The sequence below is a fragment of the Aquirufa salirivi genome (genome assembly GCF_045310485.1).
Taxonomy (GTDB): Bacteria; Bacteroidota; Bacteroidia; order Cytophagales; family Spirosomataceae; genus Aquirufa; species Aquirufa salirivi.
Map to the genome: position 1 here is coordinate 45,691 of NZ_JBEWZH010000006.1, position 26,226 is coordinate 71,916.

33 protein-coding genes and 1 tRNA gene are annotated in these 26,226 nt (G+C 33.9%); 10 read left to right on the top strand and 24 right to left on the bottom strand.

Features of this window, described 5'->3' with window-relative positions:
• Nucleotides 1-67 precede the first annotated feature (67 nt).
• The 5 genes from U0R11_RS09120 to asnS are packed head-to-tail and all read right to left on the bottom strand — an operon-like array spanning nt 68 to nt 5,240.
• Nucleotides 68-1,441 carry an MATE family efflux transporter gene (locus U0R11_RS09120; protein WP_406751393.1) on the bottom strand — a complete coding sequence of 458 codons (1,374 nt, stop codon included), beginning with the start codon at nt 1,439-1,441 and terminating at the stop codon, nt 68-70.
• Complete coding sequence (gene murA / locus U0R11_RS09125) at nt 1,442-2,749, bottom strand: UDP-N-acetylglucosamine 1-carboxyvinyltransferase (protein WP_406751394.1); 1,308 nt, start codon at nt 2,747-2,749, stop codon at nt 1,442-1,444.
• Between the two features lie 9 nt (nt 2,750-2,758).
• Complete coding sequence (locus U0R11_RS09130) at nt 2,759-3,415, bottom strand: DUF4290 domain-containing protein (protein ID WP_275613749.1); 657 nt, start codon at nt 3,413-3,415, stop codon at nt 2,759-2,761.
• A 15-nt stretch (nt 3,416-3,430) separates the two neighbouring features.
• Complete coding sequence (locus tag U0R11_RS09135; protein ID WP_406751395.1) at nt 3,431-3,808, bottom strand: diacylglycerol kinase family protein; 378 nt, start codon at nt 3,806-3,808, stop codon at nt 3,431-3,433.
• Nucleotide 3,809: 1 nt separating this feature from the next.
• A complete protein-coding gene (asnS, locus tag U0R11_RS09140; RefSeq protein WP_406751396.1) occupies nt 3,810-5,240 on the bottom strand; it encodes an asparagine--tRNA ligase in 1,431 nt (476 codons plus the stop codon).
• A gap of 150 nt (nt 5,241-5,390) precedes the next feature.
• Between asnS and rpoN the strand changes: the two genes are divergently transcribed.
• Nucleotides 5,391-6,830, top strand: a complete 1,440-nt coding sequence (gene rpoN / locus U0R11_RS09145) for an RNA polymerase factor sigma-54 (RefSeq protein WP_406751397.1) — start codon at nt 5,391-5,393, stop codon at nt 6,828-6,830.
• 48 nt (nt 6,831-6,878) lie between these two features.
• Here rpoN and U0R11_RS09150 read toward each other — a convergent pair whose 3' ends face one another.
• The gene (locus tag U0R11_RS09150) at nt 6,879-7,220 is read right to left on the bottom strand and encodes a four helix bundle protein (protein WP_406751398.1); all 342 of its coding nucleotides are present in this window, start codon (nt 7,218-7,220) and stop codon (nt 6,879-6,881) included.
• Nucleotides 7,221-7,433: 213 nt separating this feature from the next.
• Here U0R11_RS09150 and U0R11_RS09155 point away from each other — a divergent pair, with 213 nt between their 5' ends.
• Both U0R11_RS09155 and U0R11_RS09160 read left to right on the top strand, forming a co-directional pair.
• Nucleotides 7,434-8,213 carry an enoyl-CoA hydratase/isomerase family protein gene (locus U0R11_RS09155; RefSeq protein WP_406751399.1) on the top strand — a complete coding sequence of 260 codons (780 nt, stop codon included), beginning with the start codon at nt 7,434-7,436 and terminating at the stop codon, nt 8,211-8,213.
• A gap of 85 nt (nt 8,214-8,298) precedes the next feature.
• Nucleotides 8,299-8,372: transfer RNA gene (locus U0R11_RS09160), tRNA-Arg, on the top strand.
• Nucleotides 8,373-8,479: 107 nt separating this feature from the next.
• Here the strand turns inward: U0R11_RS09160 and U0R11_RS09165 are convergent.
• The gene (locus U0R11_RS09165; protein ID WP_406751400.1) at nt 8,480-9,673 is read right to left on the bottom strand and encodes a nucleotidyltransferase family protein; all 1,194 of its coding nucleotides are present in this window, start codon (nt 9,671-9,673) and stop codon (nt 8,480-8,482) included.
• Nucleotides 9,673-11,436, bottom strand: a complete 1,764-nt coding sequence (locus U0R11_RS09170) for an ABC transporter ATP-binding protein (RefSeq protein WP_406751401.1) — start codon at nt 11,434-11,436, stop codon at nt 9,673-9,675. Before U0R11_RS09170 ends, U0R11_RS09165 begins: the two co-directional genes overlap by 1 nt.
• 125 nt (nt 11,437-11,561) lie before the next feature.
• On the opposite strand from U0R11_RS09170, the gene U0R11_RS09175 reads away from it, so the two are divergent.
• The 4 genes from U0R11_RS09175 to U0R11_RS09190 are packed head-to-tail and all read left to right on the top strand — an operon-like array spanning nt 11,562 to nt 14,034.
• Entirely contained in the window at nt 11,562-12,479 is a 918-nt protein-coding gene (locus tag U0R11_RS09175) for a hypothetical protein (protein ID WP_406751402.1), read from the top strand.
• Nucleotides 12,469-13,320, top strand: a complete 852-nt coding sequence (locus U0R11_RS09180) for a sulfotransferase domain-containing protein (protein WP_406751403.1) — start codon at nt 12,469-12,471, stop codon at nt 13,318-13,320. Before U0R11_RS09175 ends, U0R11_RS09180 begins: the two co-directional genes overlap by 11 nt.
• 23 nt (nt 13,321-13,343) lie before the next feature.
• Nucleotides 13,344-13,616, top strand: a complete 273-nt coding sequence (locus U0R11_RS09185; RefSeq protein ID WP_166375088.1) for a PqqD family protein — start codon at nt 13,344-13,346, stop codon at nt 13,614-13,616.
• The gene (locus tag U0R11_RS09190) at nt 13,609-14,034 is read left to right on the top strand and encodes a lasso peptide biosynthesis B2 protein (protein ID WP_406751404.1); all 426 of its coding nucleotides are present in this window, start codon (nt 13,609-13,611) and stop codon (nt 14,032-14,034) included. The genes U0R11_RS09185 and U0R11_RS09190 overlap by 8 nt, the downstream gene beginning before the upstream one ends.
• Nucleotides 14,035-14,085: 51 nt before the next feature.
• Here the strand turns inward: U0R11_RS09190 and U0R11_RS09195 are convergent, their stop codons facing one another.
• From U0R11_RS09195 to cysC, 16 genes are all read right to left on the bottom strand, one after another.
• Entirely contained in the window at nt 14,086-14,238 is a 153-nt protein-coding gene (locus U0R11_RS09195; RefSeq protein ID WP_406751405.1) for a hypothetical protein, read from the bottom strand.
• A 67-nt stretch (nt 14,239-14,305) separates the two neighbouring features.
• Entirely contained in the window at nt 14,306-14,770 is a 465-nt protein-coding gene (locus tag U0R11_RS09200) for an SET domain-containing protein-lysine N-methyltransferase (RefSeq protein WP_406751406.1), read from the bottom strand.
• A gap of 70 nt (nt 14,771-14,840) precedes the next feature.
• The gene (locus U0R11_RS09205) at nt 14,841-16,724 is read right to left on the bottom strand and encodes an asparagine synthase-related protein (RefSeq protein ID WP_406751407.1); all 1,884 of its coding nucleotides are present in this window, start codon (nt 16,722-16,724) and stop codon (nt 14,841-14,843) included.
• 213 nt (nt 16,725-16,937) lie between these two features.
• Nucleotides 16,938-17,102, bottom strand: a complete 165-nt coding sequence (locus U0R11_RS09210; RefSeq protein ID WP_406751408.1) for a hypothetical protein — start codon at nt 17,100-17,102, stop codon at nt 16,938-16,940.
• 276 nt (nt 17,103-17,378) lie between these two features.
• The gene (locus U0R11_RS09215) at nt 17,379-17,552 is read right to left on the bottom strand and encodes a hypothetical protein (protein WP_406751409.1); all 174 of its coding nucleotides are present in this window, start codon (nt 17,550-17,552) and stop codon (nt 17,379-17,381) included.
• 141 nt (nt 17,553-17,693) lie between these two features.
• Entirely contained in the window at nt 17,694-17,864 is a 171-nt protein-coding gene (locus U0R11_RS09220; RefSeq protein WP_406751410.1) for a hypothetical protein, read from the bottom strand.
• Nucleotides 17,865-18,017: 153 nt separating this feature from the next.
• A complete protein-coding gene (locus U0R11_RS09225; protein ID WP_406751411.1) occupies nt 18,018-18,188 on the bottom strand; it encodes a hypothetical protein in 171 nt (56 codons plus the stop codon).
• Nucleotides 18,189-18,564: 376 nt separating this feature from the next.
• Entirely contained in the window at nt 18,565-18,732 is a 168-nt protein-coding gene (locus tag U0R11_RS09230) for a hypothetical protein (protein ID WP_406751412.1), read from the bottom strand.
• Between the two features lie 650 nt (nt 18,733-19,382).
• Entirely contained in the window at nt 19,383-19,535 is a 153-nt protein-coding gene (locus U0R11_RS09235; protein WP_406751413.1) for a hypothetical protein, read from the bottom strand.
• A gap of 84 nt (nt 19,536-19,619) precedes the next feature.
• A complete protein-coding gene (locus U0R11_RS09240; RefSeq protein WP_406751414.1) occupies nt 19,620-19,772 on the bottom strand; it encodes a hypothetical protein in 153 nt (50 codons plus the stop codon).
• A gap of 78 nt (nt 19,773-19,850) precedes the next feature.
• Complete coding sequence (locus tag U0R11_RS09245) at nt 19,851-20,003, bottom strand: hypothetical protein (protein WP_406751415.1); 153 nt, start codon at nt 20,001-20,003, stop codon at nt 19,851-19,853.
• A gap of 84 nt (nt 20,004-20,087) precedes the next feature.
• Complete coding sequence (locus U0R11_RS09250) at nt 20,088-20,246, bottom strand: hypothetical protein (RefSeq protein WP_406751416.1); 159 nt, start codon at nt 20,244-20,246, stop codon at nt 20,088-20,090.
• Nucleotides 20,247-20,316: 70 nt separating this feature from the next.
• Entirely contained in the window at nt 20,317-20,472 is a 156-nt protein-coding gene (locus tag U0R11_RS09255; RefSeq protein WP_406751417.1) for a hypothetical protein, read from the bottom strand.
• Between the two features lie 435 nt (nt 20,473-20,907).
• Nucleotides 20,908-21,084 (bottom strand): hypothetical protein, encoded by a 177-nt coding sequence (locus tag U0R11_RS09260; protein WP_406751418.1) that lies wholly within the window; start codon nt 21,082-21,084, stop codon nt 20,908-20,910.
• Nucleotides 21,085-21,862: 778 nt separating this feature from the next.
• Nucleotides 21,863-22,021, bottom strand: coding sequence for a hypothetical protein (locus U0R11_RS09265; RefSeq protein ID WP_406751419.1), 159 nt, complete (start codon nt 22,019-22,021; stop codon nt 21,863-21,865).
• 192 nt (nt 22,022-22,213) lie between these two features.
• Nucleotides 22,214-22,786 carry an adenylyl-sulfate kinase gene (cysC, locus tag U0R11_RS09270; RefSeq protein WP_406751420.1) on the bottom strand — a complete coding sequence of 191 codons (573 nt, stop codon included), beginning with the start codon at nt 22,784-22,786 and terminating at the stop codon, nt 22,214-22,216.
• 170 nt (nt 22,787-22,956) lie between these two features.
• Here cysC and U0R11_RS09275 point away from each other — a divergent pair, with 170 nt between their 5' ends.
• The 3 genes from U0R11_RS09275 to U0R11_RS09285 all read left to right on the top strand — a co-directional run bounded on the left by U0R11_RS09275 (nt 22,957) and on the right by U0R11_RS09285 (nt 26,099).
• A complete protein-coding gene (locus U0R11_RS09275; protein ID WP_406751421.1) occupies nt 22,957-23,820 on the top strand; it encodes a bestrophin family protein in 864 nt (287 codons plus the stop codon).
• A gap of 451 nt (nt 23,821-24,271) precedes the next feature.
• A complete protein-coding gene (locus U0R11_RS09280) occupies nt 24,272-25,468 on the top strand; it encodes an AraC family transcriptional regulator (RefSeq protein ID WP_406751422.1) in 1,197 nt (398 codons plus the stop codon).
• Nucleotides 25,469-25,790: 322 nt separating this feature from the next.
• Nucleotides 25,791-26,099 carry a hypothetical protein gene (locus tag U0R11_RS09285; RefSeq protein WP_406751423.1) on the top strand — a complete coding sequence of 103 codons (309 nt, stop codon included), beginning with the start codon at nt 25,791-25,793 and terminating at the stop codon, nt 26,097-26,099.
• Nucleotides 26,100-26,226: the final 127 nt, after the last annotated feature.

Here is a 26,226-nt window from a genome sequence, read left to right on the forward strand (position 1 = left end):
CTTTCCTTAGCCAAACGAATTAAAACTCAAAAAATGTATAGTAAGTTGAAGACTATCAAGTTCTTGATTAATCTTCCACTTGAAGTGAATCGAAATCAATCACTTTGGTGCGGGCATAAAAACGCCAGGATAACAGTGCCGCTGAACAAATCAGGCTACACGTTAATCCAATCCAGATTCCAACAGCTCCTAAGTCACCATAAATACCTAAGTAATAACTTAAAGGTATCCCAACACCCCAATAAGAAATAACGGTTATTGCAGTGGGGATTTTGACATCTTGTAGTCCTCTTAGTAAGCCTAAAGAAACAGCTTGAATACCATCAAATAGTTGAAATATGGCCCCCCAAGTAACTAATGAAACAGCAATGACGATCACATCTGCTTCCTGCGTGTATCCACGTACCAACCATGGTTTGAAAGTAAACATAATAATAGCACAAATACCCATAAATAGAATCGAAAGAAGCAAGGCGGCATTTCCTGAAATAAAAATCCCTGCTCGATTTTTCTCTCCAATATCTGTACCAACATGAATTCCTCCAGCTGCTGCTATGCCGGTGGCCATCATATACGTTAAAGATGCCATGTTGATGGCCACAATATGTGCAGCTTGGGCAGTCGAGGAAATCCAACCCATCATTACCACAGCCATACCAAAGGTAGCTATTTCAAAAAATCCTTGGAATCCAGCAGGAATACCTACTTTTAAAATGGTCTTTTCCTGTACCCAAGTATGATGCTCAGAACCCATGTGAGCAAAATATTTAGTAAAAGAGGGAGATTTGAAGATGTATAAGCCTAGAGTAAGGGCCATAAAAATACGACAAAGCAAAGTAGAAATACCTGCCCCAAATAAACCCATGGCAGGAATGGGTCCTAAGCCATTGATGCAAATATGATTGCCAATCACATTTAAAACCAAGGCTATGATCGTGATGTTCATTGCAATACTCGTCCTTTTTAAGCCATCCGAAAAGCTCTTGAATGCCGCAAATAAAAATGTTGGAATAACAGAAATGGCAATCAACACCAAATAGGGTAGGGTTAACTCCTTATTAATGGCACTTTGTTGGAAAAGGTCATAATTCCAACCAATAAGGGCAATAATAAAAATAGTTATTACTGAAAGGATTAAAGCTACTCGAATTCCTGCCCGCATTAAATTCCCACATTCAGCGTCCTTATTTTCCGCCACTGATTTAGAAATCATAGGTGAAATGATTTGTAAACAGATTAATCCAATAATGGCAATCGTAAAAAATATGGAGTTGGCCATTCCTGAAGCCCCCAAGCTTTCTGCCACTTGCGACTGCATTTGACCCACTTGGATGGTATCGGCTAAACCCATCAACATAACACCTAATTGTCCAATTACAATAGGTAAGGCTAATTTGATCGTGCTTTTAATTTTACCTCCAAGGCTGACGTCCTGCATCATTTAGATTCGAATGATTTCTGCTCCTAAGGCATTTAATCGAGTATCAATATTTTGATATCCTCGGTCGATTTGCTCAATATTATCAATGATGGACGAGCCTGTTGCAGACATAGCAGCGATTAATAAGGATACACCGGCACGAATATCGGGAGACGACATGCGTATTCCTTTTAGGTTTTGCTTTCTGTCGAAACCAACCACCGTAGCCCGGTGAGGATCACAAAGAATGATTTGAGCACCCATTTCAATTAATCGGTCAACAAAGAAAAGTCGACTTTCAAACATTTTTTGGTGTATCAATACCGTTCCTTTAGCTTGAATGGCAGTCACTAAAATAATCGATAGTAGATCTGGCGTAAAACCCGGCCATGGATGATCTGAAATGGTCAGCATAGAACCATCAATGAAGTTTTCTAATTCATAATGTTCTTGAGCCGGTACATATATATCATCTCCACGAAACTCTAGTTTGATTCCTAGTTTGCGGAAAACATCTGGAATGATTCCTAATTCAGGAATTTTACAATTTTTGATGGTGATTTCTGACTGAGTCATCGCAGCCATTCCAATGAATGAACCAATTTCGATCATGTCAGGTAACATGGTATGCTCGGTGCCTCCAAGAATTTCAACTCCTTCTATGGTCAATAGGTTGGAGCCGATACCTGAGATTTGGGCTCCCATACGGTTCAACATCTTACATAATTGTTGAATGTAAGGTTCGCAGGCGGCATGGTAAATGGTCGTGGTACCTTTTGCTAGAACGGCAGCCATCAGAATATTAGCTGTTCCAGTAACTGAAGCTTCATCCAATAACATATAGGCACCCGTTAAGTGAGAAGCATCTACTTCGTAAAACCCTCCATCTTCGGCACTATAATTGAATTTTGCACCTAATTTCATGAACCCCGTAAAGTGAGTATCCAATCTTCTACGACCAATTTTATCTCCGCCTGGTGAAGGAATACGTCCTTTTTTGAAACGGGCCAATGTCGGTCCTAATAACATCACCGATCCACGAAGGGCTGCTGCTTTAGCTTTGTATGTTTCAGATTCTAAGTAGTCAATATTGACCTGAGAGGCATCAAATTCAACGCTAGATTCACTTAAACGACGAATTTTTACACCCATGTCGCTCAATAAATCAATTAATTGATTGACATCACGGATGTTAGGAATATTATGAATGGTGACAGGTTCAGCAGTTAATACTACGGCACAAAGAATTTGTAATGCTTCGTTTTTTGCACCTTGAGGAGTAATTTCCCCTGACAATTTTCTGCCACCTGTTACTTTAAATGAGGCCATAAGGGTCAATTATTTTTTATGATTTCTTGGATTGAAATTCCGATTGTTTCTGAAGTTTTTTCTGTAATTATTTCCACCACGGTTATTACTTGGGCCGTTTGGATATTCAGGTGCATTGTATGCATTCCGGGCATTATTGGCTACTTTGGCATGACCTAAACCTTCTTGAGACAATTCATCAACAATAGAACCTAAAAGGTTTTCAGACATTTCTTTGATGTTTTGCCAAATGACCTGATCGTCTACCGTGTCTTTATTCCAAGTAACATAAAAACCTTTCATTAAACGAGCAATGTAGGCAACTAGGATTTTTTTATCCTCCATTTTTTGTTCGGCAATAGCCCGAAGAATTAACAATTCTACGTTACGACCATAATGTTTGAACTTCAAATGGTGTTGGTTGTAATTGACTTTTTTCGGTGCTTTACCTACTGATTCAGGTGAGGGAGGAGGGTAAGGTCCTTGTACATCCAATTGGAAGTTGGACATGATGTACAAGTCATCCCAAAGTTTTTTGGAATAATCCTGACTATTATCCTTCATCCCCGGATGTATCTGTTTCATGAGTTCAATCATGAGGAAAGCATATTTGGTTCTTTTCTCTCGATCTTGAATCGTCAGAATGTAGTTGACCAATTTTTGTACACTAGACCCGTATTCTTTCATAATGTTGTGTCAATCTTAATTACTAAATACCAATCGCATCCAAAGATGAGGAAAGGAAATAAGGCAAAAAACAAAGGCTGCCCAAATTGCCATGACTAAAACGGCACCAGCTGCGAAATCCTTTGCTTTTTTGGCCAAAGGATGATGTTCAGGTGCTACCATATTTGTGATATTTTCTAAGGCTGAATTAATCAATTCTGCCATCCAAACGCCCGCAATAGCTAAACTAATCCAAAGCCATTCAATGGCCATAAAGCCTAAGTTCATCCCTACGACTATGACTAAGATTGTAGAAGCGAGGTGAATTTTAGCATTGTTTTCTTCCTTAATCAAGGTAATGATACCTGACCAAGCAATGGAAATACTGCGAAAAGCTTTGGCTATATTGAACATATTAAAATTCTGCCGATTTAGGTGTTCTAGGGAATGGAATAACGTCGCGAATGTTGCTCATGCCGGTTACAAATAATACTAAACGCTCAAAACCTAAGCCGAAGCCAGCATGAGGGGCAGAGCCAAACTGCCTAGTTTGCAAGTACCACCAAATGGAATTTTCTTCGATACCCACGTCTTTCGTGCGTTGAAGTAGTTTTTCGTAATCATCTTCCCTTTGTGATCCTCCAATGATTTCACCAATACCCGGAAACAAAACGTCCATAGCACGAACCGTTTTACCGTCATCTTCTAATTTCATGTAGAAGGCTTTGATTTCTTTCGGGTAATGAGTTAATATAACCGGCTTTTTGAAATGTTTTTCTACCAAATAACGCTCATGCTCACTTTGTAAGTCGATACCCCATTCCACAGGATAATTGAATTTCCCCTGTTTGTGAGCTTTAGATTGCAATAAAATGTCAATGGCTTCGGTATAAGTTAATCGTTCAAACGTATTTTCAGATACAAATCTCAATTTCTCAGAAAGAGTCATCTCCGATTGCTCTTCTTTTTTCTTCATTTTTTCCTCATCCAACAAGCGTTTTTCAAGGAAAGCAATATCATCAGCACAATTTTCTAAGGCATAACGAATCAAACTTTTAGTGAAGTCTTCTGCCAAATTCATGTTGTCAATCAATTCAAAAAATGCCATTTCCGGCTCCACCATCCAAAATTCAGCGAGGTGACGTGTCGTATTGGAGTTTTCAGCACGGAAAGTGGGTCCAAAAGTGTAAATTTTTGAAAGCGCCATAGCACCTAATTCCCCTTCTAATTGTCCAGAAACCGTTAAATTGGTTTCTTTTCCAAAAAAGTCTTCCTTGTAATCAATTTTACCTTCTTCTGTCAAAGGAGGATTGATGGCCGGTAAAGTAGTTACTCTAAACATTTCTCCAGCTCCTTCTGCATCAGAGCCAGTAATAATAGGCGTGTGCAAATAAAAGAAACCATGATCATTGAAATATTGATGTATGGCAAAGGCTAAAGCATGACGAATACGTAAAATGGCCGAAAAAGTATTGGTTCTAGGACGAAGATGAGCAATCTCACGTAAAAATTCTAAGGAGTGTTTTTTCGGCTGTAAAGGGTATTTTTCAGGATCAGCAGTTCCGTAAACTTGGATAGAAATCACTTGAACTTCTACGGATTGGCCTTGTCCTTGCGAAGGAATCAACATTCCTGTTATAGCAATGCATGAACCGGTAGTCACTAATTTCAAGGTCTCTTCTGAAACAACACCGTCAGAAACTACAGCTTGAATATTATGAATGGTAGACCCATCGTTCATCGCGATGAATGCTACAGATGAAGATACACGTTTGGTACGAACCCAACCTTTTACCGTGACCATTTGTTGGTTCGGGGATTGAAGCAGTAATTCTTTAATTTGCATATAAATAAATGGTCAAATGGCCCCCAATTGGGGCAAACTAGTCTCAAAATTACGTACAAAAAACGGAATAATTTTATTTATTTATGAATTACAAGTATTTTTAAAAACAGGCCATCAAATCAGCGTATATTTGTTTAATAGATTATAGATATGCAGGGATTATCACTCAAAATTTCTCAGCAACAGCGCCTTTCTCCACAACAAATTCAGTTTGTTAAATTGCTTCAAATACCTACTGCAGAATTGGCAGCTAGGATCGAGGAGGAATTGGAGGAGAATCCGGCTTTGGAAGAAGGTGTAGAAATTCGGGACTCGGATGAATTCGATGAAAAGGAAAGAGAGACTGTCGAGGATTTAGAGCGGGAGGAATTGGAGATTGGCGATTATTTACAAGATGATTATGCGGGCTATAAAATGGCTGGCGATTCTTATGATTTCAATGAGGAGTCAAAGGAAAGACCTATGGCTACCGCGGCTAGTGCAGAGGAATATTTGTTGATGCAAATAGGTTTTGTGTTAAAAGATGAGCGGGAAGAAATGATTGCCCATCAATTGATAGGTTCCCTAGAAGAGGATGGTTATTTGAGAAGGAATATTGAAAGTATTGTCAATGATTTAGCTTTCACCCAGGGATTTAATACCGATTTTGTGGAGGTTGAAAATATATTGAAAAAAATCCAGGCATTAGATCCAGCGGGGATTGGGGCGAGAGATTTGCAAGAATGTTTATCCATTCAATTGCATCGACGAGAGTCAGACCACCCTACTTGTTTATTGGCTATTCGTTTGATTGATGAGTACTTTGAGGAGTTTTCAAAAAAGCATTTTGTTCAGTTGCAGCAAAAATTAGGTATAGATGAAAGTGAATTAAAAAAGGCTATTAACCTAATCAAGCGCCTAAACCCTAAACCAGGGGGGGCAGAAGGAGGAAATTTAGCGCCATATTTACAACCCGATTTTGTCGTGACCAATCAACATGGAAAATTGGATATTAAGTTGAATGGAAAAAATGCCCCTGAACTACGAGTTAGTAAATCATTCCAGGAGATGTTACAAACCTATGATCAAGGAAATAAGCAGCAAAAAGAGATTAAAGAGGCTGTCACCTTTATCAAACATAAATTAGATGCCGCTTCTTGGTTTATACAAGCCATTCAACAAAGGCAAGGGACATTGCTGAAAACGATGCATAGTATTGTGACTCAACAATACGATTTCTTTCTGACGGGAGATGATTCAAGTTTGAAGCCGATGAAGATGAAGGAAATAGCGGCATTGATTGAGATGGATGTTTCCACGGTTTCTAGGGTTGTTTCTGCGAAGTCGGTACAAACAGATTTTGGTATATACCCTTTAAAGTATTTCTTTTCTGAAGGAATTACTCATGAATCTGGGGAGGATGTTTCTACGAGAGAAGTGAAAAATATATTGAGGGATATCATTGAACAAGAACCTGCACATGAGCCTTATCCAGATGAAACCTTAGAATTACTTTTAGCGGAAAAGGGCTTTGTGGTCAAACGCCGTACCGTTGCTAAATACCGAGAGCAACTGGGTATACCGGTAGCGAGACTTAGAAAGAAATTATAATTTGTAAATTATAATTTATAAATTTTTTAGTTTTCGATTTTAGTTATCCTACCTTTCTTTGAGAGTTTTTAATATTCTTGCAATAAGGTAATAGATAGATTTTGCTTCAGCAAATACAGTAGGCTCAACATGTAAATTGATTGATTCTAGCAATTCAAGCCAATAAATGGTTTCATTTATTTCTTTTTGTGCAATACTAAGTTTATGAATAAAATCTGCTTTTGATTCAGCATGCTGAGCTTCTCGAACCATTGCTCCAACACTAGTACCAGACTTTAATAATTGATTTGTCAAAGTATATTCGCGATTTGATTCTTGAATTGCTTTGCAAACCGATATGATGGATTTAGCAAATTCAAATGTTTTAAATTTTAGGATATTGTTTTTCATGTATAATGGTTAGATTTAGTGAATTAAGGTTCAAAATACGTGTCTAATTTAAATGCACAAAAGAATGAAGCGATATTATCAAATGTCTTATATTCATATATGGAAATAAACTTTAATACTAATCAAGTATAAATGACATAAAACGGTCAACCTATATCAGGACAAGACATTTACAATTCATCATTTATAATTTATAATTCATAATTCACTCCCATGTCTTCTTACCACTTTCTCAGCCTTAGTCAATTGAATGGAGTTTGGACAATCCATTTAAAACGTCCAGAAGTGTACAATGCATTAAATGCAGGTTTGATTCATGAGATTCGAGATGTAGCTGAAAAAGCCAAGGCTTCCGAATCTGCTCGAGTTTTGGTCATTACAGGAGATGGAAAAGCATTTTGCTCTGGGGCCGATTTAAAGTCAGGAGCCAGTGATTCAGATTTAGGAGCGGTATTGCGTGCGACATATAATCCGATGATTTTGGCATTAAGAGGATTGGATAAGCCGGTCATTGGGGCAATTAATGGTCCTGCAGCTGGAGCGGGATGTTCTTTGGCATTAGCCTGTGACTACATAATAGCGAAGGAAGGAGCATATTTTGCGGAGTTATTTGTGCAGATAGGTTTGACTTTAGATGCGGGGAGTACAGCCTTTTTAATGCAGTCATTAGGTTATCATAAGGCATTTGAGTTAGCTGCAACGGCAAAAAAAATCTCAGCCAATGAAGCAAAAGTATGGGGATTAGTGGCAGAAGTGGTTTCAGAAGAAAATTGGGAGAAACGGGTCCAGACTATTGGAGATGAATTTGCCCAACGACCGACCTTGGCCTTAGCCCTGATAAAAAGAGAATTACAAAGGGCTCACCATCAGGATTTAGCAACCGTTTTAGAAATGGAAGCAGAAGCACAGCGACAAGCCGGGTATTCCAAAGATTTCAAAGAAGGTGTTACTTCATTTCTTGAGAAACGTGCGCCTAAATTTGTAGGCAAGTGAAAATTGGAATAAAATTGATTTTTTTTCAGCAAGGTCTTTTCATATTCCCAAAGAAATTCTACCTTTGCAGTCCCGAATGGGAATTGGTTGCGTAGCTCAATTGGATAGAGCATCTCACTACGGATGAGAAGGTTTGGGGTTCGAATCCCTACGCGACCACTTAAATTAGATTGGATAGCCTGTGAATCATTGATTTACAGGCTATTTTGATTTTAGGGTAACGTACAAGTTTAAGGTAGTAAAGTTTCTTCATTCTAAAGAAATTCTCATTCTTTTTTAATTAATCGTTTTAGTAACAAAAAACTAGAATTTAAAAAACCCGAGAATGAATAAGCATTTGGATAATGATCCATTCGTTTTAATGTTTTAAAATATTTTAGATAGACTATTATATGTTTGAAATAAGCGAAATCTTTATCTTGAAATTGGGTTGTTAAATATAAATGTCTTAACGTTAAAGCTCTATTACTACCCCAGTAGGAGGCTTTTTCCCATTCCTTAACGATTAAATCAATTTTAGAGCAATCAAAGTTATCCAAGTAATTATCTAAAATGGGCGGTAATTTGTAATCTAAATAAGATTTCAAGATGGATAAAGCATTTTTGAATGCTGTTGTTAATCTGTAATCATCAACTAGTGATATAACTAATTCCCAATTGATTTTTTTATCATATTGATACATGAATGCATGAAAGTCTTGAATGTGTCTTAGTCTAAACCAAGATTCTTTTCCTCCATGGTGTGCTAATAACATCCAAAATAAGCCTTCTGAATTAAGCTGTTGAGTTTCAATGCCATTAAATTTCAATTTTTCGGTTAAATCAAATACTCGATCTATTAATGGTTTTTTCTCTTGATACTTTTGATAAAAAAAGTGCTGAAATAAATCCCAATGAAAATCTAGATTTATGATTCCTTTTTGTAAATGAATTTCATTGTGTAAACTTTGATTGACAATTAACTCTTTTAAATCTTCAGGAAGAATATTTAGATGGCTAAGATTAGGTGAATTGATTCTGTAACCATCTTGAAGTAAAATTTCTAATCCTTGGATAAGATGTTTTTTTTCAATTAGAACATCTAAATCTGAAGTAGTTCGTACTTGTTTGTTTTGATATATCCCTTGAATCAAGATATTTCCCTTTAATACCAATAAGGGAATCTGATGTTCTGAAAATAGTTTTAAAAGTCGAGTTGTCTCCGCGGCATATTGCAAATTTTTAACAACTTGCTGAGCCATAAATAATTTCACCTCAGTTCGGATGCTCTCAGCCATGAATTTTTCCTTTCTTTCATAGGAAAATATAAGCGCTTGAATTCCGTGATAACGATACAATTTTGATAATCTACCCGTATCGTAGGGTAAATCAGTAAAAATAGGTGCAAATCCTTCCTGTTCAAATTGATTTGTGATTGCCTGGATAAGTATGTCTAATTCGGGGGAAAACTCTTTTTTCATCACACCAGTTGTTGGTCATATAGTTGTTTGAATAGGCCATTCTTGTTTTTTAACTCATGAAAGCTTCCCTTTTCTACAATTTTGCCTTCATCCATGACATAGATATAATCAGCTAGTTTTAGGTTGTAAAGTCGATGTGTAATAATAATGGTCGCTCTATGAGCAGCTATTTTTTTAAAATTTTGAAATATGGTTGCTTCTGAAATGGCATCCAATGCACTAGTGGGTTCATCTAAGACAATGAGATGAGCTGGTCTATAAAAAGCTCTAGCGATGGCTAATTTCTGCCATTGGCCTCCACTGATCTGTTCGCCACCTGCAAAAATTTTCCCTAATCTCGTCTCATATGATTGTGGAAGTTGTTGGATGAATTCGTCAGCGTCCGCTAATCGTGCAGCTTCTTGGATTGCCTCCATATCGATAGGCTGATCTAAATTGCCCATGGCAATAATTTCTTTGATTTGTAAAAAGTATTTTTCAAAATCTTGAAAGACAAATAGGCTGTTTTGCTTAAATTGGTCAGCATTTAATTCCTGATAGCGATGACCATTCCAAGTGATTTCACCTTGACTTGGACTATATAATCCAGCTAGTAGTTTGATTAAAGTCGTCTTTCCTGCTCCATTCATCCCTACAATAGCAATAGTTTGACCTATCTGACAGGTTAGATTAATCTGTTCTAATGTTTTTCGAGTTGATCCTGGATATTGGAAATCTACATGCTTAATTTCTAGGCCTTGTCCTGTATTTTCCATTGGTATTGTTCCATGGATAGGTTTATCCCGATCCAATGTGAGGAATTGGTTAAAATCTTGTATGAATCGACGCTGTTGGAATAACTGGAGTAATGAATTTAATAGATTTTTTAGGGTACTTTGAATTCTTTGAATACCCTGGATATATACGATGAATAAACTTATACCAATGGATTGTGTAAAAGCCATTTGAGCTAGTTCGTACAGAATATAAAACAAGATGGACAATTCAAGTAGTTCTGTCAAAAAACCTAAACTGATTAACTTCATTTGAAGCGAATTCTTTTTAAGGAAAATGAAGGTTTTTATTTCCTTTAAACGACTTAGAAGATAAGTTCCAAAATTGAGTGTTCGCAATTCTTTGGCATAAGCGCTGCCTGTCAGTAAATGTATTAAATAATAAGACTCTCTTTCTTTGCTAACTAATTGTTTATCAAGTCGATGTAAAGCAAAACCTGAATACCATTTGATCATGCTTAATGGAGCAGCGACAAATAATATTAACCACGCATAAGTTTTGATAAGGGTAAAAAAATAGAACATTAGTACGGTAAAAGTCAACAATTGCGTCAAGAATGATTTGAAGTTTTGGTAAATCAAAGGCAGATTTTGTTGTGATTGTTGCTGCGCTATATGTAAGGAGTCTTGATATTGGGCTTCTTCGTAATACGTATAGGGTATTGCGATAGCCTTGTTTAAAATTTTATAAACGATTTCATTCGTTATTTTTTGCTCTTGAATAAATGAAATGTAGTTATCTACGTTAGTTAATAATGATTGAAAAATTTGTAATACAATCAATAGTGCAATCCAAGTTAAAATAGAATTAAAACTAGTCTGAGAAAGGTGGTTAAAATGATCAAATATGTTTTTAGTTACAAATAAAAGTGCCGTTGGAATCAAAGCTGAAATCACAGCTATTAGAAACTGGAATAGCGTATTCTTCTTATTTAATCCAAATAATAGCTTATAAACCAGTAAGAAATCTCGAATGATGTTGAATTTCAATAGTGAACAGATTTGTTTGTTTTACAAAGCTATCTTATGTCATTGATTTATCTACAATCATGATAGATATTCATTCATATATTTGATATTATCATTAGTTTTGTAGAATAAATTTAACCTGTTCCATGTATAAATACGTTGCATTGGGAATGCAAATTCAATCTGAAATTGAAATTCCAGGCTTGTTTCCTTTTGACTTCCAAGAAAGTGGGGACACCGTTATTGTCAAAATAGGTACTGTACCAGAGACTCTTCAAAATGAAATATTAGAAGTAAAGCCTTTTTCTTTCTTCAACGAGCGTGAGTTTATATTTCATATTCCAGAGGCAGCAAAATTTTATATTACGAATGGGAATAAAATACTAATAGAGCCATTAACGGATAATTTGGATGAAGTGTTTTTTTATCTATACACTGGTGTATTGGCTACTGTATTATTTCAAAAAAATATACTTCCTTTTCATGTTTCAGGTGTAGTTCTTAAAAACAACACAGTTTTGCTTTTTGCAGGACACCAGAGAGCAGGGAAGTCTTCTACTTCTATCATGCTTCAAAATAGAGGTTATTTGCCATTTACAGATGATACGGCTGTATTACAAGTTAAAAATGGACTTTGTTATGCAACTTCCTCATACCCGATTATTCGGGCAATGGAACGAACTTTAGAGAAGCAATCGGTCTATTCAGATGACGAAATAACGCCGAAAATTAAAGAAGGCTTTAAGTTTGGAATAAATTTTCATAAAAAGTTTACTCCTGAGCAGTTACCCGTTAGTGGTATCGTTTTTTTAAGTGAAGATGGGGATGAGGTGGAGATTTCGCCAATGAAATCAACAGAAGCCATTAAATTGTTAAAGTTTAATATTTACAGAAAACAGTGGGTCAATGGTATGAAAAAAGAACTTCTTGAATTTCAGACGATTTCACAAATTGCTCAGAGTAAATTACATTTTTTTTCAGTTAAGCGCCCTTGGGAATCCGATAGTTTTGAGATTTTAGCACAAGCCATAGAAGATCAAGTCATTCATCAAATTGGAAAATAAAAAGAATATAGTTTGGCTTGCTTCTTATCCTAAATCTGGGAATACTTGGTTTAGGAGCTTTATTTCAGCACTTAGAAATAAAGGAGAAGTCGATATCAATGCTATTTCTACTGAAGGGATATTTTCTCAAAAAAGAGGGTTGGAAGAATGTTTGGATTTGGATGCAGATGAAATACCTGTGTCTAAAATGGATCAATTTAAGCGCATATCTTTTGTGCACCAATCAAATACTTCTGCCAAGAAGTGTTTTGTGAAAATCCATGATTTGTATTCCATGTCAAAAATTGACCATCAACCTATTGTACCAGAAGAGTCTACATTGGCTGCTATCTACTTTGTGAGAAATCCGCTGGATGTAACTATTTCAATGGCAAATCATAATGGACAAACCTTGGATGAGACCATTGCCAAAGTGGTGTGTAATGAACATGCAAATTTGGTTCGATCAGAAAAACATGCGCAAGATCAGTTTCAGCAATATTTAGGCACATGGAATATGCATGTGGAAAGTTGGAAAAAGGTCACAGCTTTTCCCGTAATTTTTATTCGATATGAAGACATGAAAAAGAATCCCCAAGATTCATTTTCACAAGCTCTGAAACAGATTGAATATGAGGCAACTGAAGAAGAAATACAATTAGCTTTAGAAGCTTCCCAATTTGAAAAATTAAAAAATCAAGAAGTTGAGTTTGGATTTAGAGAAAAACCAAAAGCCTGTAAGTCATTTTTTAATAAAGGAGAGGTTGGTCAATGGAAAGAGCAATTAAATCAAGTACAAATCAATAAAATAAGACAATTTAATGAACCTATGATGCGAGAATTCGGATATTGGGAAGAATAATAAATATGGAAAATATGGAAAACATGACATACGTTTTTAATGAAGAAAGAGTATTATTAACCCAATTAGGAGAAGAAGGAGTTTTATATGATATTCAATCCAATGAATATTTTACCTTAAATGAAACCTTGTTTTATATCGTAGATGGGATTAAAAAGGGACTAACTTTGGTAGAAATCGGCGAAATATTAATGAGCAAATACGATATCGATGAGAATTTGTGTTATCAAGAAATAGCCAAAGCTATCCAACAATTGGTAGAAAAAAATATCCTATTAGAACAAAATAATGCTTAGGGTAATTAGTCTTTTTTTAAAATTAAGTTTTCGTAACCAGAGTCTTATTTTGGGGACAATCATCCTATCTGTTTATTGTTATTTTTTATTTAAAATAAAGCCGACCTGGATTAGATTTGGCCGGATTCACCAAGTTAAATTGGAAACGGGAAAAATTGATTGGAGACTAGTTAAGGATATTCGGGAGTCAATTCGATTAGTAAGTAAAAGATTACCTCTTCATTTAGTTTGTCGCCATGAAGCTTACATTGCTAAAATATGGTTGAATTATTATAAAATCCCCTACAAGATTTATATTGGATTCAAATATGGGGATGATAAAAGCATTCTGGGACATGCTTGGACAGAAGTGCAAGGCAGACAAATCACGGGGTTTTGTGATCCCCAGGATTATGTGATTCAGGCTATATATACTTGAAATAGGAGTTTAGAGATTGAACATTGATTTCAATAATAAATCAATGATTCATTAGTAACCCAACATATGATCAGAATCAAGTAAGAATTTGAGTGGATTCAAATCGATTATTTCTTCGGTATTCCACTTTTCTAATTTAGGACTTTCCCATTTTTTGAGATCGGGAGAATTCGTGTCATCATTCAATAATACTTTCTTCTTCATTTTTCAATTGTTAGAGCTACATGGGGAAATGAAATAATAAATTATCTAACTTCTATATAATGTACATTTATTTGTATTTCAATGGACTTATTTTTTTCATTAGATTTCTGTAAAGCCAATAGTTTTCTCCATAAGAAACAAAAATTTCTTCATTTGGGGGGATATCATCTCTTGCAATAATGGTCATAGTTTCTAGACGAAAATCAAGCTTTTGTATCGTGTTGGGTTTATTAGCATGGTTGTATAATGAACCATTCCCCAACGCTAAATAAACTTTGTTTCCATGTGTATTACATACTTCGCACTTGCAACTTTGATTAGCCCAAATGTAATCTAACATGGTAGGTTCCGATAAATAGAATGAGCGCCATTTTAAAGCCAATAGTCTGGCTTCTTCAATTAACTCCCCTTGTTTGATTAGTTCATTGGAAAAAACACCAAATCCATGAATTGAAGATTGACTTAATCTAATTTTAGATGATATACCAGCTATATCATATTTAGGTTCAGAAATTTCACAAGGATTTAACACGGTAAATATTTTTTGTTTGAAGTAATAAATATACAAAAAATGAACTTTCTTTATTCAATACAAAAATCGCCTAAACAAATTTGTTTGGGTGAGATTGGATAAATAGCGCACAACTTATTGACCTTGTTAGATAAATGGAGTTATTGTATGCATTTTTGTTTCTAGGATCTTTAATGATGCTAGCAAGGCTATCTTTCATTTTTTGAATATCCAGATAATAGGTAATCGCCTTATTTTGATCGAAAGACTCTAATAATTGTTCAAACTCTTTTGCTTCATTTGCGATTCTAAGCGAAAGATCAGTAGCCTGTCTACCTTTCTTTTTTTGGTGAATTAAATCATCTAACAATCTACCTTTCATGGCTGTTTTTATTAACCACTTTGGTGTGTCATATCGGTAATAGTATTCGTTGGGAACTGATAGGCAAAATTCTACTAAATTTTTATCGGCACTCGGATCAAAGGTTTTGATATCAAAATAGTAGGAAAGGTCATGCCATACGGCTCCAATTTTACTGAATTGAGGATTAATAAATTGAATTTGTTTTTTTTCATTTGGAACTAATTGACGAAAATAGGGATCATGGCCAGATTCCAACATCCTTTTTTCTAAATCAATATCTTCAGCAAATTTGGAGTTTATGTGAGAATAAGAATCCCAAATTTTGGATTGATCAATACCCATGTATTTTTTAAATTTTTGGGACATGAGCCCAATGTAAGAGGATATTGTTAGCTTTTCATTGCTATCAAAGCCAATAAGTTGTTTAATTTTTTCTTTGACGGAATTTTTTTCTGTATAACCCGTCCAAGAAATAGTTGAGTTTCCAAATTGACCTATCAACATGGTGTCAATTCCCTCTTTTCCGGCATTTCGATAAATTTCATAGATCCAAAAAAGATTTCCTGCTGCATGCAAAGGGCTATGATGCAGATCAGTCATCTCTTTGAGATTTTGAACAATGGAAACCTGCTCACTCCGAATTAATTGTAAATCTACATTACCTAAAAATTGAGCAGTTGGTATGGTTAGGTATGATTCATTGGTGGCAGTTAGTGGATTAAATAAATCAGAAGTATCCTCTTTTGGAATGGATGTAAATGCTGTTAAAGACTTTCCTTCTTTTTTTAAGATTTCAGATGCTACCGTGGTGATGGTACTGGAATCAAATCCTGAACTTAATTGGCTTCCGATTTTATTTGCTCCTTGTATTCTATTTCTTACCGACTGTTCCAATTTTGCATTAAAGCGAGTCACATATTCCATTTCAGTATTCAGCTGTAGTACAGGAGTGTTTTCAGCTATCCAATATCTTTTGAACTCAGTTTTGCCATTAATAATTTTTAAGTAATGCGCAGGAAGTAAAAAATGAATGTCTTCAAAGGCTGTTTCATCATTTAATCTATCCCAAACTGTCAAAATGCCAGCTATATAGCTTTCGTTAATTTTTAGATGGCTTTTGTCAAAATCAAGAAGTCCTTTAAGTAAAGAAGAGAAAGCTATATAATCATGTCCTTTTCTATAATAGATCGTACCAATTCCAAATGGATCTCTGGCAAGGAATAATTCTTTAGAATTACCATTCCAAATAACTAAAGTCCATTCACCGTCAATTTTTTTTACAAAATCATCTCCTAGCAATAAATATAATTTTAGGAGAAGTATGTTGTTAGGAATAGACTCATCTATTTTCATTGACAAAAGGGTAAATAAGTCCTTTCGGTTGTCAATTCGACCAGTGGAAATAATCTGGCAATTATTTTCTGAGTATAGTAATTCTTGAGCTTGAAATTCTGTATGGAGAGATCTGGTTTGTACACCAATGTGACTACCATGGTCTACTGAATCTGATATTAGGCTAGGGGCAAATTCACTTAAGGAATTTTGTATGATGGGAAATAGATCAGAATTAGTATCTGGGTCAAATGATACTAAACCGTACAAAATATTCATTGTGGAAATAGGTTATGGATAAAAAATATCACGTTTGTGTTTGCATGATTCAATACTTGTATCTAGGCATATTTAGCAACAATTTACAAGTATTTAATACTTCTAAATTGTTTATATTTAATATAATTGAGTACAGATTTGATGTTCTTATGAATGAAACTAATACTATTTAACTCGATTCAAATGGAGCTAATGCGGGTTAAAAATCCTTTTTTATTGGTTATATGTTTTCACGCCACCGTCTACACCAACACCATATTTTAAGCCCAAATTGACATATTCCCAAATGATGATTTGAGGGTCTATCCAATTCTTTTTTTCATAGGACAATTGAGAGTCTATTTTATTTGACTGTAGGGTAAAATGTTCATTTTCCATTTTGTATTAGATTTTTTGGAATTTTGGGTCAAACTTCTAAAAGCTATATCACTAAATTTTGAATTTTTTTTTGCAAGACTTAATTGTCATCTTCAAGACCTATTGGACCAAATGCCATATTTATTGATTCCTAAGACTGAAAATAAGTAAAAATCTAATTTCTTTTATTGGTTGAGAGGAATAGACTTTATTTAAATTTTCAGAATAATGGTTGAGTTATTTTTTTTAATATTAGGTAGTTTGGAGGTGAAATTTTAGTATTTCCCAAGAATAGAATTAACCATTATTTAGATATGATTGAGCTCCAGCATCTACAAATTTTCCAGCTGCATTTTCTATTTGATCGGTAAGCCAACGAACTAATTGAGGACTAATCCAAATTTTTCGATTATCAGTTAAGTTTAACGTTTCTAAATTATTCACTCGGGATTCATTTAGCTTGTTTTTCATGACTTTCATTGGTTTAGAAATAAGTTATATAAAAACTAGGAATTAATATCAGCTAATTATGATAAATAAGTTACCCTTGCTTAGGAAAAACAACTATATCAAATGAGAAGTAAACCTCCTTGCTGTCTAAATAGTCTAATTTTAGAAATCTAAATAAGTTTTAGCTCCTCCATCTACAAATTTTCCAGCTGCATTTTCTATTTGATCGGTAAGCCAACTAACTAATTGAGGACTAATCCAAATTTTTTGATTATCAGTTAAGTTTAAATGGTCTAAATTATTCACTCGGGATTCATTTAGCTTGTTTTTCATCATGACTTTCATTGGTTTAGAAATAAGATATATAAAAACTAGGAATTAATATCAGCAAATTATGATAAATAAGTCTGTCTTTTTACCCTTGCTTAGGAAAAACAACTATATCAAATGAGAAATGAACCTCCTTGCTGTCTTAATAGTCTAATTTTAGACATCTCCATAAGTTTTAGCACCACCATCGGCTCCTACACCTTTAGCATTTTCTAATTGATCTGTAATCCAATGAACCAGCTGAGGACTAATCCAAATTTTTCGATTTTCTTTTGAAATAAATGTATCTAAATTATTTGTTTGGGATTCATTTAAGATGTTTTTCATGATTATAATCGATTTAGAAATTAGGCTTATAGTAAATTTAGTTTTAAATCATTTACATTTTTAATGAGTGTTAGTCTGTAGTTTTTTTAATTACAAATCTAATATTTAGTCAACTTAGGATTTTACTCCAACAATCTCCAAGTAATCCAAAGGAATTTTTTAAATGGCCTCTTTCTCATGTTTAGAGAAGGGACTCTTTGCAATTCTTTTATGTAATATTATATGATTTCACGCCACCGTCTGCACCAGCACCAAATGTTAAGCCAAAATTGACATTTTCCCAAATGATGATTTGAGGTTCTATCCAATTCTTTCTTTTACTAAATTAAGGTCTTACTATATTTCAAATTAGTACTGAATAAGTTGGGATAAAATATTAAACAGCATATGCTTGTGCAGAACCATCTCCACCTTTTCCTCCAAAAAGCTCGATGTTTTCAGCATTCCATATTTGTATTTCTGGCTTTATCCAATCTTTTTTAACATCAGAATATTCCAAGTTGTCAAAGTTTTTTTGAGATATTTCGTTATGATTGTCTTTCATAATGTAGTTAATGAATTAGTTAATTTGGATTTAAAATTATTGATTGAATACTTGAATTAATACCTTAAACTGATTGTTTTTTTTCTCAAATCCAATTATTTGGATGTGAAATATATTGAATTACACATGTTTAATAGGGTATTCATTCTTTAAGTTGATTAAATAATTGTTATTTACATCCATGCTTAATTTAAATAAAGAGATGGTAACTCCTGCCATCTGAACTATACTCTCTTGCAAGTTCAATTTTATCAGCACTCCAATCAGGTATTTTGGGAGAGATTTAATTTCTTTTTTCTAAAATGGCATTCGATTTCTATAGATTTATAATCAATACTTTAATTATATTGTTTACAAGTTCTACATCTGTTTGAAATCAACCTTATTTTAAATTTCTGAAAGAAATTGGGGATTTAGTTAATATCATATGCCTTAGATCCACCATCGGCTCCTATACCTACTGAATTTTTTATGATATCATTTTCCCAATTTGATATTTCTGGTGATACCCAATTCCTTTTTTCTGGAGTTTCAATCAATTTTTCTGTTTTTGATTTCTATTTATTCACAACCCCGAATTTTTCCAAATAGTATAATACTTTTATCACAGTTTGATAACCCTATTTTATGTTTTGATTGATCTTTGGGATTTAGGTAGCATATGCCTTAGATCCACCATCGGCTCCTATACCTACAGAATTTTTTATGATATCATTTTCCCAATTTGATATTTCTGGTGAAACCCAATTTCTTTTTTCTGGAGTTTCATCCGATTCTTCTGTTTTAGATATTTGTGTATTCATAACCTTGAATTTTTCTAAATTTTGGACTACTTATAAGATTGGTTGAAATCAACCATATTTTATGATTTGAATGATCTTTGGGACTTAAGCTGCATATGCCTTAGATCCACCATCGACTCCTATACCAAAGGCTATTTCTATGTTATCATTTTCCCAATTTGATATTTCCGGTGAAACCCAATTTCTTTTTTCTGGAGTTTCATTCAATTTTTCTGTTTTAGATTTCTGTGTATCCATGATTCTTTTTTTTCAAATTTTGCAAGACTTTTTTGACAGTTTGATAACCTTTTTTCGTTTTTGAATGATATTGGGAATTTAATCACCATATGCCTTAGTACCCCCATCAGCTCCTAAACCTCCAGCATTTTCTATGTTTTCATTTTCCCAGTTTGTTATTTCTGGAGAAACCCAATTCTTTTTTTCTAAATTATCATTTAACTTTTCTGATTTCAACTCCTGAGGATTCATGGCTATAATTTTTATATAGGTTTAATTGTTGAATAAATATTTGAATCCAACATGATTGTACATCCTTTGAAGGATGTTTTGAAATTAACCAGCATATGCCTTGCTTCCACCATCGGCTCCTAGTCCACCTCCATTTTCTATGTTATTATTTTCCCAGTTTGTTATTTCTGGAGAAACCCAATTCTTTTTTTCTAAATTATCATACAATTTTTCTGATTTCAGCTCCTGTAGATTCATGGCCATTTTTTTTTATTTATATGTTTTAATTGTTGAATAACTATTTGAATCCAACATGATCTTACATTTTTAGAAATTAACTAACATATGCCTTGCTTCCACCATCTGCTCCCAAGCCACCAGAATTTTCTATGTTTTCATTTTCCCAAAATGCTATTTTGGGTGAAATCCAATTCTTTTTTTCTTGTGTCACATTTGAACTACCTAAGTTGTCATTTTGAGAATCTTTCATGGAATAAAAGAGATTTAAAGGATAGATATGTATGATTGATGTCAGGAATTTACTAAAATAATTGGTCATTGTTAACCTGATTGAAAATTAAATTAGATGATTCTACAATGGATAATTGTGTTGTATTAATGGTCACCTCGACTTATTTACAATGAATAGTTATCCCTTGTAAATCACTAAATAGTAGATTTTTCACTGTTTGTTGTAAACTATTTGAATGATTTTTTCGCTGTCCTTCTTTTGATTTTAATAATTATAAAATACAATTTTTTGGAAATATGTATAAGTGATTTATTACGTAAAATATGATGACAATATTGATACTTTAATTGCTCCGCTATTACAAATATTTAACCCTCTTAAAAATTATCAACCAATGAAAAGCTTACATTTCTTGATAATCTCTTTACTAAGGGTATGAGTGATAAATTATATTTATAAATAAGTCTGTGCTCCTCCATCAGCGCCCGCACCTCCAGTATTTTCTATGTTTTCATTTTCCCAATTAACTATTTCTGGTGAAATCCAAGTTCTTTTTTCCTTGAAATTCGCGCTAGAATCTTCAACAAGAGAAGGAGATTCTGTCGGTCTGTTTTTGGGAGTATTAGTCATGATTTAGAATTTTATGGGTTGTACTAATTATCCTAAAATTAAAAAAATGTATGTATTTTCCAAATTTTCCAATAGACTCTTTTACCGAATCTAATCTTCTATCAATGACAAAATGAGCATGTTGGGGTCATCAAAAAGGGAGACTATCCCGGTGAAATTTTTGATTTGCGTTTCTTTTATTTATTGATATAAGCCCTTAGGATCTGCTTCCAAGCAAATTTCCAAAGAGTATTCACAAATACTTCTTCATATTGATTTTGTAAAATAGGCCAAAATTTCACTTGACAGCTTTAGTAGATAATTTCATAGCTATAAAGGCCCAATTATTGACTAGGGGCTAAAGTATCTTCTTGTGAGTTACTTTATTTATTTCACTTTTACCTTCTTGAATAATAGCTAGGTAAACTTCTGAACTGAATAATTTCTATCAATTTTTGTAAACTCCCTATTTAAGTAGTTCAAAACTCTTTTTAAACTTTAATCCAATTTATTATGGAGGTAAAAAAACATAAGTTTGTGCTCCTCCATCTCCGCCTGGGCCTGGTTGAAAATCTATGTTTTCATTTTTCCAATGGGTTATTTCTGGTGAAATCCAATTTCTTTTTCTGCTTACGAAATTGATTTTTCAACAGATGTTTTTTGTTCATTATTGTTCATATATGTAAATTGTATAAAACCATTATTTATTGGACAAACCACTATATACTATTCAAATCTAGTTTTATTTATCTATAGTAATATAGTTTTAGAAGCTTCTCGGCCACGTGAAAATTTGATTTTATGGGATATATGATTGAGCTCCACCATCTGCTACACCTCCAGGATAGGCACCTATATTGGCAGATGCCCAAACATTTAACTCGGGCGAAATCCAAACTCTTTTTTCTACTTTCGAATTTGATTTTTCAGCAGGATTATTTTGTTCATTATTGTTCATATATGTAAATTTTGTGAAACCATTATTTATTGGACATACCACTATAAACTATTCAAATCTAGTTTTATTTATCTTTAGTAATATAGTTTCAGAAGCTTCTCGACCACGTGAAAATTTGAGAATCTTTCATGGTACAAAAAGGGGTAATAAAGAACTATAGATGTGATTAATATCTACAAGTTACTAAAATTATCAGTTTTCAATAACCTGATTGAAAATTAATTTAGCGGATTCTTCAATAGAAAAATAGGCTGTTTCAATACTTAAATGAGCATGTTGGGGTATTTCAAAAGGGGAATCTATCCCAGTGAAATTCTTAATTTGTTTTTCTTTTACTTGTTGATACAAACCCTTAGGATCTCTTTCCATACAAACTTCAATGGGGGTGTCTATAAAGACTTCCACGTATTGATTTTGTAATATCTGGCGCGAGTTTTTTCTCATTTCTTCCATGGGAGTAATCATCGCCACGACGACCCAATAACCTTCTTCCATAAATAATTTGGCAATTTCAGCTGCCCGTCGGATATTTTCAAAACGATCCGCTTCTGTAAAACCCAAATTTGAATTAATTCCTTTTCTTAAGATGTCACCATCTAAAATAAGGCATTTTAGGCCTTTGGAAATGAACAATTCTTTTAGTTCTAAGGAAATACTACTTTTCCCAGCACCCGACAATCCTAGTAGCCAAATACATTTGTTCATACGTTTTTCAAAACTCCTTGTTCTTTGTTTGGATGAAATAAAGCAAATAAAATTATTCATGCATCATTCAATATAGGGTTTTAGGGTATTTTTTTTTCGTATTTTCATTTTGCCAAATAGTAGTAGGTCAAATGCTTGAACGAATTAGCTAACGCTATTGGATATACTATTTCGTTTAGTCTACATTTGAGTTTTATTTGCTGACTTTTATTTTATTAATTTCCCATTCCATGGTACAATACAACACAAAAGACTGGATCATATTTATATTCAGATTTCATAAATCAGATACCTTCAGACAGCTATTGCCTTTGATGATTTTTATTGGAATCTATTGTGCGATCATTCGATTTTTGGAAATCGAATATTGGAAACTAGGTGAGGAAAGCTTGGTGAGGAATGTTTCGCTGATGCATGGGATGCTGGGTTTCGTTATTTCCTTGTTATTGGCCTATCGAACCAATACTGCTTATGATCGCTGGTGGGAAGGCCGAAAATTGTGGGGGGCTTTGGTCAATAACTCTAGAAATTTGGCTATGAAATTGTCCGTCATGTTGGAGCATGAGTCCGACAAGCATTTTTTTCAGAAAGTGATTCCTGCCTATGCTTCCATTTTGTCCAAGCATTTGAGTAATGAAGAATCTGCGCTCGTTTTGTTCGAAGGGCTTGATTTACATATTGATCACCAAAAGCATAAGCCCAATCAAGTCGCTAAAATGTTGTTTACGAAAGTGAAAGATTTATACCAAAGTAAAAAACTGACTGGAGATCAACTGATTGTGATAAATAGTGAATTACAGTCTTTTACAGATATTTGTGGTGCTTGCGAAAGAATCAAAAATACCCCAATACCTTATTCCTACAGTGCCTTTATCAAGAAGTTTATCTTCTTTTATATCATGACATTACCGTTCGGTTATGTATTTAGTTTGGGCTATCTAGCTATTCCTGTAGTGGTATTTACTTTTTATGTCTTAGCCAGTTTAGAATTGATTGCTGAAGAAATTGAAGACCCGTTTGGACTTGATGCCAATGATTTACCTACAGCTAAAATTGCAGCGAATATCAAAAAACAAGTGGAAGATTTGATGTAAATGAGTCAAGATTAAAGCTTTATAAAATCTAGCGGAAAAATTGTTTGGGTCTAATAATTCAGAATAATATTTTGAAAAAGCTTATATAGCATCAGTAATATATGGATGTTGTAGGGTAAACCTCTAACATATATTTGTAATAATTTATGTAATTAGAATATTTTTGACAAAAATCATCGCTTAAAATTAGTCTAAGAAAGAATTGTCAGCTAATTTTAAGCACTATTTTAATTGGTAATTTGAAATGGGGTATTATACTCCGTGTTCTTTATAAAGCTGAAAAATGATTCTCCTGATTTTAGGATGACGTTTTATCGAATGAATTACCAAAATCTCCTGTTGTTCTAGCAATTTTTTTTGAAATAAATTTGATGAGTTTTCATCATCTACAAGCGGCTTGTACCTAGTAGTATATATTGAATGATAATTAAAAAATAATTGGCCTAAAAATTTGAATCACTTTATGGATGGCATGTTGATCTTCTTGGTCTTATTTAAATTAGTGGTTTCACTCGTTTTAGCTGTCTTTAATTTTAGAGTCAATCGTAATACCATTTACTTGTCTGGAGTTTTGGTGGTTATAGCGCTATTCGGTTTACTCCATTACAGTATCTTCGCCAGTAATTCACCTACCATGTTGATTTTCATGGGGGTATATAGTATTCCAACCTATTATTTAGTAGGCCCTTTTTTATATTTCTATTTCCGAAGTACCCTATTAGATAATTCCAAAATCTACCCCATTGATTATTTACACTATTTGCCCTTTTTCATTGCCTTAATTAATGTATTTCCAAGTTTTTTAAGACCTTGGATTGAAATGTTGGATATCTCGAATCAAATATTGGAAGACCCTAACTACCTAAAAACGTTGAATTTAGGTTGGATTTATCCCAGTAGATTTAATATGATAGGTCGGCCAATATGTATGTTGATTTACATCGCTTTGATTTTCAAAATGTACCGCGTGCATAGTAATGAATTATACCGAAATGCGCTACCAGATAGTCATCGTGTATTAATGAAGAAGTGGTTAATCTTGCTACTTACTGTGGTCACTTTTGCCGCTTTAAGTTATTTGGCAGGGGCAATCATCTTCATGAACACACCACATGTTCCCAAGCAAACGGTGATGCATTCGCCGCTTACTTTGATTGTCATGATATCCTTTTTGATGATACCTTTGCTCATTGTTATCTTTCCACAGGTATTATATGGTATCCCGATTGTCAAAAAGAAACGGAAATCGTTTGATCATTTTTTAAATGCATCTGAAATCTATAAATATGTGAATAAGTCGGACGATTCACTTAAAGAAGATGCCATACGTATTTTAGATAGTATACATGAAGAGAAATGGTTTTTAGATCCTGACTTTAATGTGGATATTTTAGCATCTAAATTAGATCTTCCCAAGCACCACATTTATTATTGTTTTAACTACATCATCAAGTCGAAGTTTACAACATTAAGAAGTCAACTTAGGATTGAGTATGCCAAAAATTTATTGAACTCTGACCAGGAATTGGATATCGATTTGATTGCGCAACAGTCAGGCTATAGTTCTGTACAAAGCTTTAACAGGGCATTTGTGGAAGAGGAGGGTCTGAATGTTTATGAGTATATCAATAAAATGAAAAAGAGATAGTTTCAGGCTTTTATAGAGCCAATTTTGAATACGGCGTTTCAAGCTGTTGTTTCTACAAATACTAAATTAAATCTGATAAAAATCAAAAAAGCCTTCACTGAGGACTTAATCTGTCCTGATTTAAGACCGCACCATCATTGAGTTTACCAAGCACAAAAAGTATAAGAGACAAACCACATGTAAATTCATTATTTAGCTTTTTGAATCTGCCTTTCACATGTTTGATTAACCTAAAAAGCAATCAATTGTACCATCGTGCCATTGGTTACCAATTTACCATTCTTTGTCGAGACATCACCTTTCGTAGGAAGTTTGACCACTCATGCCATTAGAAGCATTGGCTAGTCCTTACGAAAATGATTCGAATAGGAGAGGGGCAATATGGGTTCGGTATCTGTACCTATTTCTACAAGAAAAAGACATTCTTTTAAATCCTTATATGTTCGTTGGTTTTAGCTATGAAGTCAACGAGATAAAGCATGTTAGCTGTTCTAAGCGTGGAAACAAACTGAACTTTAGGATGTCATTACTGGATTCAGCTGCTCCATTGACCTTATTTATTTCCCAGATGAATGGTTCTAATTTGGATGGTAGCTCCTACTATTTTTTGTATCAATTATTCCTTTGGTGATATAGTTTACTATTCCCAATAAAGGGGTAAAAGCAGTCGTAAAGTGTTGAAAATATAAAACCTGACGAAAGTCATGAAAATTTATTATTAGCAGTAAAATTGAACAATTCAAGCTATTCTTGAAAGG

Bases quoted from the DNA above. Each gene is read 5' to 3' on its own strand.
- U0R11_RS09255 (WP_406751417.1), bottom strand. From the start codon at position 20,472: ATGAAAGATTCTCAAAATGACAACTTAGGTAGTTCAAATGTGACACAA.
- U0R11_RS09235 (WP_406751413.1), bottom strand. From the start codon at position 19,535: ATGAATACACAAATATCTAAAACAGAAGAATCGGATGAAACTCCAGAA.
- U0R11_RS09175 (WP_406751402.1), top strand. From the start codon at position 11,562: ATGTATAAATACGTTGCATTGGGAATGCAAATTCAATCTGAAATTGAA.
- U0R11_RS09260 (WP_406751418.1), bottom strand. From the start codon at position 21,084: ATGACTAATACTCCCAAAAACAGACCGACAGAATCTCCTTCTCTTGTT.
- U0R11_RS09220 (WP_406751410.1), bottom strand. From the start codon at position 17,864: ATGAAAAACAAGCTAAATGAATCCCGAGTGAATAATTTAGACCATTTA.
- U0R11_RS09165 (WP_406751400.1), bottom strand. From the start codon at position 9,673: ATGAAAAAAGAGTTTTCCCCCGAATTAGACATACTTATCCAGGCAATC.
- rpoN (WP_406751397.1), top strand. From the start codon at position 5,391: ATGCAGGGATTATCACTCAAAATTTCTCAGCAACAGCGCCTTTCTCCA.
- U0R11_RS09245 (WP_406751415.1), bottom strand. From the start codon at position 20,003: ATGAATCCTCAGGAGTTGAAATCAGAAAAGTTAAATGATAATTTAGAA.
- U0R11_RS09195 (WP_406751405.1), bottom strand. From the start codon at position 14,238: ATGAAGAAGAAAGTATTATTGAATGATGACACGAATTCTCCCGATCTC.
- U0R11_RS09135 (WP_406751395.1), bottom strand. From the start codon at position 3,808: ATGTTCAATATAGCCAAAGCTTTTCGCAGTATTTCCATTGCTTGGTCA.
- U0R11_RS09190 (WP_406751404.1), top strand. From the start codon at position 13,609: ATGCTTAGGGTAATTAGTCTTTTTTTAAAATTAAGTTTTCGTAACCAG.
- U0R11_RS09275 (WP_406751421.1), top strand. From the start codon at position 22,957: ATGGTACAATACAACACAAAAGACTGGATCATATTTATATTCAGATTT.
- U0R11_RS09185 (WP_166375088.1), top strand. From the start codon at position 13,344: ATGACATACGTTTTTAATGAAGAAAGAGTATTATTAACCCAATTAGGA.
- U0R11_RS09205 (WP_406751407.1), bottom strand. From the start codon at position 16,724: ATGAATATTTTGTACGGTTTAGTATCATTTGACCCAGATACTAATTCT.
- cysC (WP_406751420.1), bottom strand. From the start codon at position 22,786: ATGAATAATTTTATTTGCTTTATTTCATCCAAACAAAGAACAAGGAGT.
- U0R11_RS09285 (WP_406751423.1), top strand. From the start codon at position 25,791: ATGCCATTAGAAGCATTGGCTAGTCCTTACGAAAATGATTCGAATAGG.
- U0R11_RS09150 (WP_406751398.1), bottom strand. From the start codon at position 7,220: ATGAAAAACAATATCCTAAAATTTAAAACATTTGAATTTGCTAAATCC.
- U0R11_RS09120 (WP_406751393.1), bottom strand. From the start codon at position 1,441: ATGATGCAGGACGTCAGCCTTGGAGGTAAAATTAAAAGCACGATCAAA.
- U0R11_RS09225 (WP_406751411.1), bottom strand. From the start codon at position 18,188: ATGAAAAACATCTTAAATGAATCCCAAACAAATAATTTAGATACATTT.
- U0R11_RS09215 (WP_406751409.1), bottom strand. From the start codon at position 17,552: ATGAAAAACAAGCTAAATGAATCCCGAGTGAATAATTTAGAAACGTTA.
- asnS (WP_406751396.1), bottom strand. From the start codon at position 5,240: ATGCAAATTAAAGAATTACTGCTTCAATCCCCGAACCAACAAATGGTC.
- U0R11_RS09230 (WP_406751412.1), bottom strand. From the start codon at position 18,732: ATGAAAGACAATCATAACGAAATATCTCAAAAAAACTTTGACAACTTG.
- U0R11_RS09130 (WP_275613749.1), bottom strand. From the start codon at position 3,415: ATGAAAGAATACGGGTCTAGTGTACAAAAATTGGTCAACTACATTCTG.
- murA (WP_406751394.1), bottom strand. From the start codon at position 2,749: ATGGCCTCATTTAAAGTAACAGGTGGCAGAAAATTGTCAGGGGAAATT.
- U0R11_RS09250 (WP_406751416.1), bottom strand. From the start codon at position 20,246: ATGGCCATGAATCTACAGGAGCTGAAATCAGAAAAATTGTATGATAAT.
- U0R11_RS09265 (WP_406751419.1), bottom strand. From the start codon at position 22,021: ATGAACAATAATGAACAAAATAATCCTGCTGAAAAATCAAATTCGAAA.
- U0R11_RS09155 (WP_406751399.1), top strand. From the start codon at position 7,434: ATGTCTTCTTACCACTTTCTCAGCCTTAGTCAATTGAATGGAGTTTGG.
- U0R11_RS09240 (WP_406751414.1), bottom strand. From the start codon at position 19,772: ATGGATACACAGAAATCTAAAACAGAAAAATTGAATGAAACTCCAGAA.
- U0R11_RS09210 (WP_406751408.1), bottom strand. From the start codon at position 17,102: ATGGAAAATGAACATTTTACCCTACAGTCAAATAAAATAGACTCTCAA.